16 protein-coding genes are annotated in these 14627 nt (G+C 70.3%); 11 read left to right on the top strand and 5 right to left on the bottom strand.

Features of this window, described 5'->3' with window-relative positions; translation table 11 throughout:
• Positions 1-25: 25 nt before the first annotated feature.
• Both D0D37_RS01825 and D0D37_RS01820 read right to left on the bottom strand, forming a co-directional pair.
• Complete coding sequence (locus tag D0D37_RS01825; protein ID WP_425266886.1) at positions 26-430, bottom strand: DUF6010 family protein; 405 nt, start codon at positions 428-430, stop codon at positions 26-28.
• Positions 431-512: 82 nt separating this feature from the next.
• Positions 513-1340 carry a helix-turn-helix domain-containing protein gene (locus D0D37_RS01820; protein WP_116198759.1) on the bottom strand — a complete coding sequence of 276 codons (828 nt, stop codon included), beginning with the start codon at positions 1338-1340 and terminating at the stop codon, positions 513-515.
• A 104-nt stretch (positions 1341-1444) separates the two neighbouring features.
• Here D0D37_RS01820 and D0D37_RS01815 point away from each other — a divergent pair, with 104 nt between their 5' ends.
• Positions 1445-2245: an alpha/beta fold hydrolase gene (locus tag D0D37_RS01815; protein ID WP_116198726.1), complete on the top strand. Its 801-nt coding sequence runs from the start codon at positions 1445-1447 to the stop codon at positions 2243-2245.
• Between the two features lie 162 nt (positions 2246-2407).
• Here the strand turns inward: D0D37_RS01815 and D0D37_RS48990 are convergent, their stop codons facing one another.
• Positions 2408-2887: an alpha/beta fold hydrolase gene (locus D0D37_RS48990; protein WP_208719749.1), complete on the bottom strand. Its 480-nt coding sequence runs from the start codon at positions 2885-2887 to the stop codon at positions 2408-2410.
• Positions 2888-3006: 119 nt separating this feature from the next.
• Between D0D37_RS48990 and D0D37_RS01800 the strand changes: the two genes are divergently transcribed.
• Genes D0D37_RS01800 through D0D37_RS01785 form a run of 4 tightly spaced genes read left to right on the top strand, consistent with a single transcriptional unit; the run spans position 3007 to position 6302 of the window.
• A complete protein-coding gene (locus tag D0D37_RS01800; RefSeq protein ID WP_116198725.1) occupies positions 3007-3228 on the top strand; it encodes a DUF6480 family protein in 222 nt (73 codons plus the stop codon).
• 54 nt (positions 3229-3282) lie between these two features.
• On the top strand, positions 3283-4719 hold the full coding sequence (locus D0D37_RS01795; RefSeq protein WP_244223340.1) for an MFS transporter: 1437 nt from the start codon (positions 3283-3285) through the stop codon (positions 4717-4719).
• Entirely contained in the window at positions 4716-5891 is a 1176-nt protein-coding gene (locus D0D37_RS01790) for an AI-2E family transporter (protein ID WP_116198724.1), read from the top strand. Before D0D37_RS01795 ends, D0D37_RS01790 begins: the two co-directional genes overlap by 4 nt.
• 21 nt (positions 5892-5912) lie before the next feature.
• Positions 5913-6302, top strand: a complete 390-nt coding sequence (locus D0D37_RS01785; RefSeq protein WP_116198723.1) for a hypothetical protein — start codon at positions 5913-5915, stop codon at positions 6300-6302.
• Here D0D37_RS01785 and D0D37_RS01780 read toward each other — a convergent pair.
• Positions 6299-7057 (bottom strand): IclR family transcriptional regulator, encoded by a 759-nt coding sequence (locus D0D37_RS01780; protein WP_116198722.1) that lies wholly within the window; start codon positions 7055-7057, stop codon positions 6299-6301. The genes D0D37_RS01785 and D0D37_RS01780 overlap by 4 nt on opposite strands.
• A 67-nt stretch (positions 7058-7124) precedes the next feature.
• On the opposite strand from D0D37_RS01780, the gene D0D37_RS01775 reads away from it, so the two are divergent.
• The 6 genes from D0D37_RS01775 to D0D37_RS01750 all read left to right on the top strand — a co-directional run bounded on the left by D0D37_RS01775 (position 7125) and on the right by D0D37_RS01750 (position 13460).
• Entirely contained in the window at positions 7125-8267 is a 1143-nt protein-coding gene (locus tag D0D37_RS01775; RefSeq protein ID WP_116198721.1) for a cupin domain-containing protein, read from the top strand.
• Positions 8264-9094 carry a fumarylacetoacetate hydrolase family protein gene (locus tag D0D37_RS01770; protein WP_116198720.1) on the top strand — a complete coding sequence of 277 codons (831 nt, stop codon included), beginning with the start codon at positions 8264-8266 and terminating at the stop codon, positions 9092-9094. Before D0D37_RS01775 ends, D0D37_RS01770 begins: the two co-directional genes overlap by 4 nt.
• Positions 9094-9696: a maleylpyruvate isomerase family mycothiol-dependent enzyme gene (locus tag D0D37_RS01765; protein ID WP_116198719.1), complete on the top strand. Its 603-nt coding sequence runs from the start codon at positions 9094-9096 to the stop codon at positions 9694-9696. The genes D0D37_RS01770 and D0D37_RS01765 overlap by 1 nt, the downstream gene beginning before the upstream one ends.
• A 9-nt stretch (positions 9697-9705) precedes the next feature.
• Positions 9706-10926: an FAD-dependent oxidoreductase gene (locus tag D0D37_RS01760; RefSeq protein ID WP_116198718.1), complete on the top strand. Its 1221-nt coding sequence runs from the start codon at positions 9706-9708 to the stop codon at positions 10924-10926.
• Positions 10927-11406: 480 nt separating this feature from the next.
• Positions 11407-12087: a response regulator transcription factor gene (locus D0D37_RS01755; RefSeq protein WP_116198717.1), complete on the top strand. Its 681-nt coding sequence runs from the start codon at positions 11407-11409 to the stop codon at positions 12085-12087.
• Complete coding sequence (locus D0D37_RS01750; protein ID WP_116198716.1) at positions 12084-13460, top strand: sensor histidine kinase; 1377 nt, start codon at positions 12084-12086, stop codon at positions 13458-13460. Before D0D37_RS01755 ends, D0D37_RS01750 begins: the two co-directional genes overlap by 4 nt.
• A gap of 205 nt (positions 13461-13665) precedes the next feature.
• Here the strand turns inward: D0D37_RS01750 and D0D37_RS01745 are convergent, their stop codons facing one another.
• Entirely contained in the window at positions 13666-14601 is a 936-nt protein-coding gene (locus tag D0D37_RS01745; protein WP_116198715.1) for an AraC family transcriptional regulator, read from the bottom strand.
• Between the last annotated feature and the right edge of the window lie 26 nt (positions 14602-14627).

Genomic DNA, 14627 nt, shown 5'->3' with positions numbered 1-14627 from the left:
CGGAGCGCGGCCGTCAAGACAGAGGTCAGCCCGAGGTCCGCACGGAGACGAGTTTCGTGCGGGTTTCCTTCACGGACAACCCGCCGGTAAAGCACCAGACGGCGATCACCGGATCGCAGATGGCGCAGCCCAGCGACGAGGTGTGCGCGAAGGGCAGGATCGGCGCGCCTTTGAGGTGGTGCAGCACGTCCAGGGTCGTGTGCAGGAGCCAGGCGACTCCGATGAAAGCCCAGGACCGCAGGCCGCGGTAGGCGCAGTAGGTGACCGCGGCGGTGAAGGCCAGCTCCCACGGGCCGAACGCGCCGCTGCTGAGGTAGGCGGCTCCGGCGCCCGCGACCATGATCGCGTTGAACCGACGGCGATGCGGCTCGGCGAGGAAAGAGTTGAGCAGTACGTAGACAACGCCGACGAGAACGGCGGAAACGACAATCACCGGGCGAACGCTAATGTCGGAGTGCCCGCGCGCGGAACTGGCCGCGGGGACACTTTTCACCGGTTTCTGGCCAGCGGTGCTAGACGCGTCCAGCCAAGTGCTCCGACTGCCATTGCCCGGGGCGGACGCCGGTGTGGTGCAGGAAGAACGCGGAGAAGTTCGAGGCGTCGGGGAAACCCAGCCGATGCCCGCAGCGGGCCGCGCTGAGCCGGTCGTGGGCGAGCAGCCGCTTGGCCTCCAGGACCAAGCGTTCGCACAAGTAGTCCTTGCAGCTGCGGCCCGTCGCGGCTTGGACGCTTCGCGTCAGCGTTCGCGGGGAGTACCCGAGCTTGCGGGCGTAGTGGGCGACGTCGTGGCGGACCCGGAAATCCTCTTCCACCGCAGTGCGGAACCGGTGGAACAGACCCTGCCCGGCGTCACCGCCGGAGGACGGCGGCGCGAGCCGCAGCAGCAGCGCGGACAGCACCAGGCCGAGCAGTTCGCCGGTCCGCGCCTGCGGTACGGCGCGTGCCTCGCCGCGCAGGTGCGCGAGCGCGGCGGTGACCAGCGGCCATTGCGCGGCGGGGACGGTCCAGCACGCCGACGCGTCGGCCGCCAGGTCGCGGCTGCCGGGGGCGGCCGGTGCAGTGGGCACGAACAGCACCAGGTCTCCGGCAAGGTCGCCGAGATCGTCCCAGCGGTGCACGACGCCGGGCCGGATCCACACCGCGCTCCGGGCAGCCAGCGGGTGACTGGCGAAGTCGATCGACACCCGGCCGTGCCCGCGCCGGACCACCGCGAGCACGTGAAAGTCGCCGCGTTCGGTCGTACCGCGGTCGAGCCGCCGCAGCTTCGCGAACGACATCGTCTCGACGGGCGCGCCGGACTCCCGCGGCGGCTGGTAGGCGAGCTGGCGAATCCCGGTCATGCTGTCCATTTTTCACCATGCCCCGTCCGGCCACGACGATGCGTCCGGGCAGTGCGGCCGGTTGACTCGATGACGAGCAGACCACGCGGAAAAGGAGCGCTCTCATGACTGTTTCGACACAGCTTCCGGGATACGATCACCGGCCGGGCGACGGGCCGGTGCTGGTATTTCTTCACTACTGGGGCGGCTCGGCGCGCACCTGGCGGCCGGTCCTCGATCGACTGCCGGGGCAGGCCGCGGTGACCGTCGACCTGCGCGGGTGGGGACGGTCGCGCGAACTCCCCGGCCCGTACACGCTGCAGCAGTACGCAGACGATACGAAGGCGGTGCTCGCCGACGCGGGAGTGACCGACTACCTCCTGGTCGGGCATTCCATGGGCGGCAAAGTCGCCCAACTGGTGGCTTCCACGCGTCCGGCCGGGCTCGCCGGTCTCGTCCTCGTCGCGCCCGGACCCGCCAAACCCGCCGAGACGGTGACGCCTGAATACCGCGAAGGACTGTCCCACGCCTACGACTCCGACGAGTCGACTGCGGCCGCACGCGACACCGTCCTCACCGCCGCCTCGCTGAACGGCGAGGCGAAAGCCCAGATCCTCGCGGACTCCCGGGCCTGCAGCGACGAAGCCCGCCTCGAATGGCCCCTGCGCGGAATCGCCGAGGACATCACTCGCGCGGCCCGTGCCATCGACGTCCCCGTCCTGGTCGTCGCGGGCGAGCACGACCAGGTGGAACCGATCGGGGTGCTGCGCCGGAACCTGCTGCCCTACCTGGCGCGGGCGAGCATGACCGTCATCCCCGGCAGCGGCCACCTCCTGCCGCTGGAAGCACCGGACGAACTCGCGCAGGTGCTCCGGGCCGCCAGGCTGGCCGGGTTGCCGGAGGCGCGGATCGGCTCGCGTGACTAGGTATCGCTCGGCACTGGATGGCGCAGCTGTGCGTCAGGCGGTGCGGCTGAGCCTGGCGAGCATCGTGAGGCGGTCGGTGACGAGCGCGACGGCTGACTCCGCCAGTGCCGGGCTGCTGGCAGATCCGCACCGGGGAACGGATCTGCCAGCACGCGCCGGGCGCTAGTGGTGCAGCACGAAATCCGTCACCACCCGGTTGAATTCCTCCGCATGCTCCAGTTGCGCCCAATGCCCGCACCGGTTCAGCAAAACCGCCCGGGAATTTGGAATATTCGCTGCCAGGAACAGGGTCGATTCGAAGGACACCACCCGGTCGTCGCGGCCGTGGATCAGCAGGCTCGGCGCGGTGATCCGGGAAACCGCCGCGAGATCTCCCAGTCGTGGGCCAGCGCCGGTCCCGAGGCGGCGGAGAAGGCGGGCGAAGCGCTGGACTACTTCGGCATCGCCGGATTCGACGGCGCGTTCGTCGCGTGGCAGGCGGAACCGGAGGGTTCCATGCGGGACCAGATGGCGCTGCTGACCGAGGCCATGGTCGCGATCGCCGAGCGGGTGCTCGCCGGACGGTAGCGGCGCGGGCTCGGAATATCCACAATGGACAGCCCTGCTCGGGGCCGGGCCTGCCGAGCGGGTTTCTCCAGGCATGCGCGAGGCATGGGAGGTTCCCGGGCAACGGCCTGGTCTCTTCCCGCCACTCCCGCGTTTATCCCCGCCCGAGGCGGCAAACCCGTCCGGTGATTGCCCCGACGACGAGGAGACCGGAGATGACCGCACCCGGGCCCGAACCGGACGACGTGCCGGGTCTCGAACCGGGCGGCTCGGTGCCGCCCGGCGACACCCCGCCCGACGCCGGGCAGACTTCGGGACTCTCGCATCCACAACCCATGCCGTCGCGCAAACTGCCCGTCTTCTGGCTCGTCGCGGTGGCGGTCCTCGTGCTCGGCGTGGCCGCGTTCTTCGTGCTGCGCGCCGTCGACTGGTTATAGCCGCGCCGTTTGCGAGTGATCTCCGCCGGGAATTCGCGGCGCGAGGTGATCGACGTGGTGCGAACCGATGTGCCGGCGCGGATGGACCGGCTGCCCTGGTCGTCGTGGCATTGGCTGATGCTCGTCGGGCTGGGCACCGTGTGGATCCTCGACGGGCTCGAGGTGACCATCGTCAGCGCGCTCTCGGACCGGCTGACCGAACCCGGCAGCGGCCTGGTGCTGTCCGAGACCCAGATCGGGCTCGCGACCTCGTGCTACGTCACCGGCGCGGTCTGCGGTTCGCTGGTCTTCGGCTACCTGACCGACCGCTGGGGCCGGAAACGGCTGTTCCTGCTGACGCTCGGCCTCTACCTGCTCGCTACCATCCTGACCGCGTTTTCCTTTGCGCCGTGGTGGTTCTTCGTCATGCGGTTCCTCACCGGCGCCGGGATCGGCGGCGAGTACGCGGCGATCAACTCCGCGATCGACGAACTCGTGCCCGCCCGGTGGCGCGCGACGGTCAGCCTGGCGGTCAACGGCTCGTACTGGTTCGGCGCGGCCGGCGGCGCCGCGCTCAGCCTGATCCTGCTCGACGTCGGCCTGATTCCGGCCTGGCTCGGCTGGCGGCTGGCCTTCGGGCTGGGCGCGGTGTTCGGCCTGTTCATCCTGATCGTCCGCCGGACCGTCCCCGAAAGCCCGCGCTGGCTGTTCACCCACGGCCGCGCCGACGAGGCCGACCAAGTCGTCACCGGCATCGAAGACCGCGTCGAGGAAGCGACCGGCAAGCAGCTCGAACCGGTGGACGACACCATCGAGGTCGAGGAACGCACGCGAACCAGCCTGACCGAAGTCGCGGCGACCCTCGTGCGCAGCTATCCGAGACGGACGCTGCTCGGTCTCGCCCTGTTCGTCGGGCAGGCATTCCTCTACAACGCCGTCTACTTCACCCAAGGCTTGGTGCTCAGCCGGTTCTTCGGCGTGTCCAGCGGGTCCGTCGGCCTTTACCTGGTCCCGCTCGCGCTGGGCAGCTTCGTCGGTCCGCTGATCCTCGCGAGGTTCTTCGACTCGATCGGCCGCCGTCCGATGATCGTCACCAGCTACCTGGGCTCGGGCGTGCTGCTCGTCGGGACCGGGCTGCTGTTCCAAGCAGGAGTGCTGTCCGCGCTCACCCTGACGATCGCCTGGTGCGCGGTGTTCTTCCTCGCCTCGGCCGGAGCCAGTTCCGCGTACCTCACGGTGTCGGAAATCTTCCCGCTGGAAGTGCGCGCACTGGCGATCGCGATCTTCTACTCCGTCGGCACCGGCCTCGGCGGGATCATCGGCCCGGTGCTGTTCGGCAGCCTGGTCGAGACCGGCGTGGTCGGCAACGTCGCCTTCGGCTACTACCTGGGCGCGGGCATGATGATCGCGGGCGGCATCGCCGAGACGTTCCTGGGGGTTCGCGCTGAACGGCGCTCGCTCGAATCGGTCGCGAAGCCATTGTCGGCCAAGGCCAAGGCAGCGACGGGATGAGCGTCCCGGCCCGCCGGGTCGCGGGCGCGAACCGTCATCGACGGCGCGAGGCCGCCGACGCGGTGCCGTGGTCGCTGCGAGTCGCGGCGGCGGCCAGCTGGCGGTTCCTCGTCGTCCTAACCATGCTCGGGGTCATCGCGTGGACGCTCGGCTATCTCGCGAGCGTCACCGTGCCGATCGGGATCGCCCTGCTGCTGTCGGCGCTGTTCGCGCCGCTGGTGGAACGGCTGGTGCGCTGGCACGTGCCCCGCGCGCTGGCCACGCTCCTCGCGATCGTCGTCGGGTTCGCCGTCCTCGGCGGAGTTCTCACGTTGGTGATCACCACGGTCACCGCGAGCCTGCCGCAGCTGAGCAGCCAGATCGGGGCCAGCCTCACAAGGATCAACGACTGGCTGCAGCACGGACCGCTGCACCTGCCTCAACTGCAGCAACTGTTCGAGAAAGCCGTCAACGCGATCCAGGGCAACACCGCCGAGCTTTCCTCGCGCGTGCTCTCCACCGCCGCGACCGTCGGCGGCGTGCTGACCGAGATGCTGCTGACGCTGTTCGTGCTCGTATTCTTTCTCTACAGCGGCAATCAGGTGTGGCGCTTCCTGCTGCGGATCGCGCCCGCCTCCATCCGCGACGAGATCGACGTCGCCGGTCGCCGCGGGTTCGCCTCGCTGGTCAGCTACGTGCGCGCGACCGTGGCCGTCGCCTGTGTGGACGCGGTCTGCATCGGCGTCGGCATCTGGCTGGTCGGGGTTCCGCTCGCGGTGCCGCTGGCGGCGCTGATCTTCATCGGCGCGTTCGTGCCGATCCTCGGCGCGGTGGTGACCGGCTCGGTCGCCGTGCTGATCGCCCTGGTCGCCAACGGATTCGTCGCGGCGGGCATCGTGCTCGCGATCGTCGTCGCGGTGATGCAGCTGGAAAGCCATGTGCTGCAGCCGTTGCTGCTCGGGCGCGCGGTCCGGCTGCATCCGCTGGCCGTCGTGCTGGGCATCGCGCTCGGGCTGGAAATCGCCGGGATCGTCGGGGCGCTGCTCGCGGTGCCGATCCTGGCCGTCGCCAAAGCCGCGATCGGTTCCCTGCTGCGCGACCCGCATCTGGATCCGGTCGAGATCGACCCGCTGCTGCCCGGCAACGCCCGCACCGCGGGACGATCAAGGTTTCGCCGGTCTCGTAGCGGGTAACCGCACGTCGGAGGGACTCTGATGACGAGCTTGATCACTGACGACACAGATGGCGCGGCACCGCGGAGGGGGCCGCTCGAACGCGGTTTTCCGCTGCCCCGCTCAGCACCGCCGACCGTGTCCTCGACGCTGCACCGGCTTTCCTCGATGGCGTCCTTGCGCGCGTGGGAACAACGTTCGACTCCCGCTCTGATGCACCAAGCGATTCTGGACGGCGTGCACGCACGCCATGCCGCCGAAGCGGCCCACTTGAGCGTCGCCGAGGCACACGTGCGCTGGAGTGCTTGGGCAGCCAAAAGACTGGCCCCGCAGCGGCCCGGGGTGGCGGCGGAGCTGCCGGTGCAGCAATTCCTCAATGTGCACGCGGCCTTCGCGGCGGCACTCGCGCACGAAGACCAGCGGGTGGGTTAACCGCGCAGATCCGCTTCCAGCGCGGCCGCCGTCGCGCGCAGCGCTGCGACCAGGGTCGGCAGCCGATCCTTCTGGTACCGCACGCTCGGCATCGACACCGACAACCCGGCGACGACCGTCCCGTCCGCGCCGTGCACCGGCACGCCCACCGCGGCCACCCCTCGTTCCGAACGTCCCTGGTTGAGCGCGAAACCGCTGCGCCGCACGCGCGCCAAGTCCGCCCGCAGCTCAGCCGGATCGGGTCGTTCGCCCGGCTTGTCCACCGCGTAGAGTTCCTCGACCTGTTCCGGTGGCAGTTCGGCGAGCAGCAGCAGACCGGCTGTCGTCTGATGGACCGGGAAAACCATCCCTTCGCGTGAACCGACGCGCAGCGCCTGCGAGCACTCCACGCTCGCGATGAACCGGGCCGTGTCCCCCGTCCGGACGGTCAGATTCACCGACTCGTCAAGCAGGTCCACCAGCCGCCGCAAATGCGGGAGCGCAGCCGCGCGCAATTTCGAAGCGGCCGACTGTGAGTGCGCCGCCAGCTCCAGCACGGGGCCTACGCGATAGGCCCGGTTGGCGTCCTGGACGGCGAAATCGCGGTACACGAGCATCGCGAGCAGCCGGTGCGCCGTTGACGGCGCGACGCCGATCCGCTCGGCCACCTCGGAGACCGTCAACGCGCCTTCGAGCTGCAGCATCGCCGCGATCCGCAGGGCATTGTCGACGCTCGCCACCGCGTACGGCGGCGGAGCCTTGAACCGCTTGTCCATCCGAGGCCGCCTTTCCGCACACCAGAATCCCGTTTTCCGCAGGCCGGGATCCGCCCACCATAACCCCATGCCCAGCACTCCAGCGCGAACTCCCGTTCAGCTCGCCGCGGTCGACGCACCGGACCAGCCCGCGGTGACGCCCGCCCTGCGGAACCTCTACCGCGGCTTCGAACAGGAGCTGCTCGTTCCGTTGTGGACGGAGATCGGCGACCTGATGCCCGCGCACCCGCGCTCACGGGCGGTGCCGCATCGATGGCAGTGGGAGAACCTGCTGCGGCTCGCCGAGCAGGCGGGCGAGATCGTTCCGGTCGGGCGCGGCGGCGAGCGGCGGGCGATCGCGCTCGCCAACCCGGGACTCGACGGCCGTCCGTTCGCGACGCCGACGCTGTGGGCCGCGATCCAGTACCTGATGCCCGGCGAGGACGCGCCGGAGCACCGGCACACCCAGAACGCGTTCCGGTTCGTCGTCGAAGGCTCCGGCGTGTGGACGGTCGTCGGCGGCGACGCGGTGCCGATGCGGCGCGGCGACTTCCTGCCGCAGGCAGGCTGGAACTGGCACGCGCACCACAACGCCACCCGTGAGCCGATGGCCTGGCTCGACGGCCTCGACATCCCGTTCCAGTACGGCATCGACGCCCAGTTCTTCGAATTCGGCCGCGAAGAGATCAGCTCAGCGGAACGGACCACGCCCGAGCGTTCCCGTTCCGAACGGCTGTGGGCGCATCCGGGTCTGCGGCCGCTGTCGGTCGGCACCGTCGCGCCGGGTTCGCCGTTGCTGGCGTACAAGTGGGAGCACACCGACGCTGCCTTGCGCGACCAGCTGCAACTGGAGAAAGAGGGCTACGGCGGAACGGTCGAACCAGGACACGCGGCCGTTCGGTTTACCAATCCGCACAACGGTTCCGACGTCCTGCCGACCATCCGCGCCGAGTTCCACCGCGTGGCCCGGGGCGCCGAGACCGCGCCGGTGCGCGAGACCGGCTCGTCGGTCTGCCAGGTGTTCGACGGCTCCGGCACGGTGACCGTCGGCGACACCTCGTGGGCGGTTTCGCGCGGGGACCTGTTCGTCGTCCCGTCGTGGCAGCCGTTCTCGGTGAAGTCGGAGGCCGGTGCCACGGATTCCGACTCCGGCACCCTCGACCTGTTCCGTTTCTCGGACGCGCCCGTCTTCGAGGCGCTCCACCTCGACCGTCAGGAGACTCTCCGATGAAGCTCGCCACCCTCCGCGTCAACGGCGGCACCCGCGCCGTCCGCCTCGACGGCGACGTGCTCGTCGACCTCGGCTCCCCCGACCTCGGCGCGTTGTTCGCCCAAGACGGCTGGAAAGCGCACGCCGCCCAGGCGAACGGCGAGACCTGGCCCGCCGAGGGCGCGGATCTCGCTCCGGTCGTGCCCAATCCGTCCAAAGTGGTCTGTGTCGGGCACAACTACACCAACCACATCAAGGAAATGGGCCGCGAACTGCCTTCGTACCCGACGCTGTTCCCCAAGTTCGCCGACACCCTGACCGGTCCGGCCGACCCGATCGTCAAGCCGCCGGAGACCGACGCGCTCGACTGGGAGGTCGAACTCGTCGTCGTAGTCGGCAAGACCGTCCGGCGGGCCAGCGAGCACGAGGCCGCGGCGGCGATCGCCGGGTTCACCGTCATGAACGACGTCTCGGTCCGCGACTGGCAATTCCGCACCATCGAGTGGACGCAGGGGAAGATCTGGCAGTCCTCGACGCCAGTCGGTCCGTACGTCGTCACGCCGGACGAGGTCGGCGGCGTCCGTCCCGCGCTCGAGGTGAAGACCACTGTGGACGGTCGTGTCATGCAGCAGGACGACACTGGCACGCTGCTGTTCGACCCGGTGTTCCTGGTGCAGTACATCTCCACGATCGTCCAGCTCAACCCGGGCGACCTGATCGCGACCGGCACTCCGGCGGGCGTCGGCCACGCGCGCGACCCGAAGGTCTACCTGACCGGCGGCGAAACCGTCGTCACCGAGGTCTCCGGGATCGGCGCGTGCGTCAACCAGATCGTGAAGGAATCCTGATGGCGCGGGGTGATTCCGGGAAGTGGGTCGCGTTCGGGACCGAGCTTTTCCTGACCCACGCGAAAGAGCTGTCCGAACCGAGCGCGCTGCCCGGCTGGACCCGCAAGCACCTCGCCGCGCACGTCGCGGCTAACGCGGATGCCCTCGGCAACCTCGTGCACTGGGCCCGAACCGGCGAGCGCACCCCGATGTACGCCTCGCCGGACCAGCGCAACGCCGACATCGAGACAGGCTCGCAGCGGCCCGAAGCCAAGCTCACGGCGTGGCTGCAGGATTCGGCGCGCTCGCTGGAATCCGCGATGGCCGCGTTGACCCCATCGCAGTGGCAAGCCGAAGTGGTTACCGCGCAGGGCCGGACGGTTCCCGCCACCGAGATCCCGTGGCTCCGGGCGCGCGAGGTCTGCGTGCACGCGGTCGACCTCGGCACCGGGCTGACGTTCGCCGACCTGCCGAACGCCTTCCTGTCCGCGCTCGTCGCCGAAATCCAGGCCAAGCGCGGTCTCGACACGCTGCCGGACGGACCGCTGCCCGACGTCGCGGCGTACCTGGCCGGGCGTCCGCATTCGCTGACAGGGGTCCCCGACCTCGGCCCCTGGTTGTGAGGAGAGCCCATGGACACCCCTGACGTACTCGTCGTCGGCGGCGGGATCGGCGGGCTGAGCACCGCGTTCGCGCTGTCCCGGCTCGGCCTGCGGGTCCGGGTTCTGGAGCAGGCGAAGGAGTTCGGCGAGGTCGGTGCCGGCATCCAGCTCGCCCCCAACTGCACCCGGATCCTCGACGCCTACGGTCTGCTGGACACCGCGAAGGCGCGCGGCGTCGTCCCGGACCGGATGGTCATGCGCGACGCCGTCGACGGCCGCGACCTCACCGCGCTTGACCTGCGCGACCTCGAACGGCGCTACGGCTTCCCGTACCTGGTCATCCACCGCAGCGACCTGCACCGGCTGTTCCTCGACGCCTGCCGCGACGCGGGCGTCGAACTCCTCACCGAGCAACGGATCGTGTCGTACACCCACGACCCCGCGACCGCGGTGACCGACGACGGCACCGTCCACACCGCACCGGTCGTGATCGCCGCCGACGGCCTGCACTCCGTGGCCCGGACGCACTTCGCGGACGACCAACCGGTCTCGTCGGCTTACGTCGCTTACCGCGGCACCGTGCCGATCGCCGAGGTCGGCCGCCCGGTCGATCTGTCCGAGGTCGTCGTGTACGTCGGCCCGCGCTGCCACTTTGTCCACTATGGACTTCGCGGCGGTGATTTGCTCAATCAAGTAGCCGTTTTCGAGTCTCCGAAGGCCGTGGCGGGGCTGGAGGACTGGGGCACGCCGGACGAGCTGGACACCGCCTTCGCCGCCACCTGCGACGAGGTGCAAGCCGGGATCCCGCGGATGTGGCGCGACAAGTGGTGGCGCATGTTCGACCGGAACCCCATCCCCACCTGGGTCGACGGCAGACTCGCCCTGCTCGGCGACGCCACGCACCCGCCCCTGCAATACCTCGCCCAAGGCGCGATCATGGCCATCGAAGACGGCTGGGTCCTGGCCGAACACGCGAAGCGGCTCGGAACTGGCGATTGGGACGGCGCGCTGGCCGCATACCAGGCAGTCCGGCCGGAGCACTGCCGCCGCGTCGTGCTGACCGCCCGTGCCTGGGGAAACCTGTGGCATCTGGACGGAGTCGAGCGCGAGCAACGCAACGCCCTGCTGCGTGCCCGCGCGACCGACGACTACGCGTTCACCGACTGGCTGTACGGCCCGACGGCCCTGTTCCCGGAAGACGAACCGGCGATGTTCGAGCCGGTGCCGCTCGTGAATGGCGATGCCGGTTAGAACCGGTGGCGATTACGTCAGCCTCGGCGCTACCCCCGAATCGCCCGCTTGACGCCGATCCGTGCCCGCAAAGCGGGAAACCTCGCCTGGCCGGCCGAGATACAAGCGTCGCGGCCGGTGTTGGTAAGACGATCGTCACGTAGCAATGCCCGGCAGCCCCCTCTCCCCTGCCCATCGCGTCGTGCGAGCCGCTCATCGGGCGCGACGCCGTCGATCACGAGGTACCGGGTCCAGATCGCTCTCGTTCTCCCATCGTCCGAGAGTTCCGCTAGAGCTTCAGCTCGAAGGCCCGAGAGTCCAGGCCCCGGTGCGGCAGAGCTTTGCGTCACCACTTATTGCTGGGGCCTGGCAGGCGGCAGGGGGCCGTCCCGCTGAAACCGAGCGATCCGCCCCCGCGCACGGAGGAATCCGCACCCGCCCTGGGCTTGCCGCGATAGGGAACAATTTCTAGGGCATGTTCCGCGGCGGAGGGGCGACCCGATGACGGTCCGAGTCTTGCTGGTCGAGGACGACGCGCTGATCAGCGAAGCGCTTTCGCTCGCGCTCGCCGACCAGGGCTGCGCGGTGAAGCAGGCCGCGTCCGGGGAAGAAGCGCTGGAGACACTCGACACGGCCAGCGTGGACGTGGTCCTGCTCGACCTGATGCTGCCGGGCATGGACGGGCTCGCCGTCTGCAAGGAGTTGCGCGTCCGCGGCGACTTGCCGGTCATCATCATCACCGCGCGGGCCGACAGCCAGGACGTCATCGCGGGGTTGGAAGCCGGCGCGGACGATTACGTGACCAAGCCGCTCGTCGCCGGCGAGCTGGCGGCTCGTATTCGCGCGCTGCTGCGCCGGGCCGCGCCGGTTCGGCGGTGCTGTCTCCAGGTCGGCGATCTGCTGCTGAGCACGCACGACGAGACCGTTTCCCGCGACGGTGTCCTGATTCGCCTTACTCGCACGGAATTCCGGCTCCTGGCCGAACTGGCCGCCGCCGAGGGCGAGGTCGTCACGCGGGAGCAGTTGCTGCACCGGATCTGGGGACGCGACTACTTCGGCGGCACGCGGCTCCTCGACGTGCACATCCGGCGGTTGCGGCGCAAAGTCGAGCCGGATCCGGATTGCCCGCGTCTCGTGCTGACGGTCCGGGGCATCGGCTACCGCGCCGAGCCCCGGCCATGAGCCCGGCTTCCGGATCCCGGCTTTCCTTGCGCTGGCGGGTTTCTGCGGCTTTCGGGCTCGGGCTGCTGGTGGTGGTCAGCGCGCTGTCGGCGGCGACCTGGCACCTCGCCACCGGGTATCTGCTGAACCAGCGCCAGCAGAGCGCCGACCGCCATTCCCGCGTCAACGCGCGCTTGGTCGACAACGAGGTCCGCTCCCAGTCCGACGGTCTCGGCGAACTGTTGTCCGGCCTCGCCGCCGGGCCGAATTCGACCGTCCTCGTGTCTCTGCCCGGAGGCTGGCGCACCGCCGGACGCCCGGTCGGGCCCGAGAACCTCCCGCCCGACCTGCTCTCCCGCGCCCACCCCGGCGCGCCCGCGCACGAGCGCTTCATCGCGGACGGGATCCCGGTACTCGCTGTCGCACAACCGCTTCCCAGCTCGAACGGCTTCTACGTCGAGCTTCACCCGCTGCTCGGTCTTGAACGAACCTTTCGCAATCTGCGCATGATCCTCGTCATGGGCACGGTGGCGTGCGGCATGTTCGGCGTCGTCCTCGGCGCGTGGGCGGCCCAGCGTGCGCTGCGCCCGCTCGCCGCGTTCACCGAGACCGCCGCCCGAATCGCGCGCGGCGACATGCGCGCCCGGCTGCCCGAACAGGGCGGGCCAGACCTCGCGCCCCTTGCCGCGACGTTCAACTCCACCGCCGACGCTCTGGAACAGCGCGTCCGCCGCGACGCCCGGTTCGCCGCCGACGTCAGCCACGAACTGCGCTCACCGCTCACCACGATGACCACCGTCGCGGAAGTCCTCGACCGCCGCCGCGACGCGATGCCCGCGCCCGCGCAGAAAGCGCTGCAACTCCTGCTGGCCGAACTGCACCGGTTCCGCGGAATGGTGCTCGACCTGCTGGAAATCTCAGCGGTCGACCAAGCCGACAACGGCGACGACCGCGAACTCGTCGATCTCGGCCCGCTCGTCCGCAGCGGAATCGCGAGCAGCCCCGCCCCGCGGCCGACGCTGGACCTCTCCCCGCAACCCCTGCTGGTAGCCGCCGACCGACGCCGCCTCGACCGGGTCCTGGCGAACCTGCTCGACAACGCGGCCCGCTACGGCGGTGGTGCGGTCCGGGTGGCGGTGCACGCGCGCAACGGCGTCGTCCGCCTGGAAGTGGACGACGCCGGAGACGGGGTGCCCGCCGAACTCCGGGAACGCATTTTCGAGCGGTTCTCCCGGGGAATGCACGCCGGACGACGGGATCCCGATTCGGGAACCGGGTTGGGATTGGCGATCGTCGCCGACCACGTGTACCGCCACAACGGCCGCGTGTGGGCGGAGGCCAGGCCGGGCGGCGGGGCGCGGTTCGTCGTCGAACTCCCCGAGGCGCGCGGCTGACACGGGCGTCTGGCGGCGGGGAACCGTCCGAGCGGGCCGGACTCCGCAGGCTCTTCTCCGGCAACTGCCCAGGCGGCTCAGGCCTGGCGGCCGGAGTCGTCTTCGGCAGGCGCGGGTTCGCCGGCCCGCCCCCTGCCCGCCGCGCCATCGTCCACAAAGGACTCACGACCGGCAGGGACGCGGATTCGCGTCAGCTGGCCGGGGCTCAGCGAGCTTGCGACGGCGGACGTCCATACCGCCGGCGAAAAGCCGCAGCGAACCGGCTCGCGCTCGAAAAGCCCCACCGCGCGGCGATCTCGCTGACCGACGATTCGGGGTGCGCTTCGAGATCCGCGCGGGCGTGCTGCAAGCGGACGCCCACGAGGTGCTCCGTCGGCGTGCAGCCGACCCATTCCCGGAAGCTCTCCTGCAGCCTCCGGACCGTGGTCCCGGCGACGGCGGCCATCTCCGCGGCGGTCCACGCCCGGGCCGGATCGGCGCGGACGGCGTCGACCAACCGGGTGATCGCCCGCGGCCGCGGCGGCGGGACGCGGCCGGGATCGGGGCAGCCGGCAAGGAGGAATCCGGCGGCGACCGCTCCGGCCAGCTGTTCCCGGACGATCGGCTGGTCGCTGAACAACGCGCCGTCGCGCATCTGGGACGACAGGCCCGCGACGAGATGCCGCCAGTCGCGCGCCGGGCCGTGTTCGAGGCGGAGCTGGTCCGGGAGCGCGCCCGCGACCCGGACGGTCCCGCCGCCGAGGACCCGCTCGGCCTCGCGGTCCAGCCAGTCCCGGTCGAATTTGACCCCCAGCACGGTGCAGGTCGCGTCCCAGTGGGTGATCAGCGACGGCGTGTCGGCCCGGAAGACCGTCGCCTGCCCTGGCACCGACGTCACCGGGCCGTGCTTGCCGCGGCTGGCGAGATGACCGGTCAACGGCAGGTTGACCTCGTAGGCGGCCGGGTAGTCGCAGGCGATCTCGACGTCGGCTCCCCATCCGACGTACCCGATCAGCACCGGACCGAGGTCCAGCGTCCGCAGGGTCAGCCGCGGTTCGCGGCCGCCGCCGAGCGGCGTCAGCTGGTGCGGAAAGTAGGCGTCGGCCACCGACTTCGAGACTCGCTCCCAGTCCCGCGGCGCCGCACCACGGCGTGCGGACATGGACGCATGCTAGCTGATCAGCGGCG

This window comes from Amycolatopsis circi (genome assembly GCF_003385235.1).
Taxonomy (GTDB): domain Bacteria; phylum Actinomycetota; class Actinomycetes; order Mycobacteriales; family Pseudonocardiaceae; genus Amycolatopsis; species Amycolatopsis circi.
Note: the sequence above shows the minus strand (reverse complement) of the source record. Positions and strands in the feature narration are given on the sequence as shown.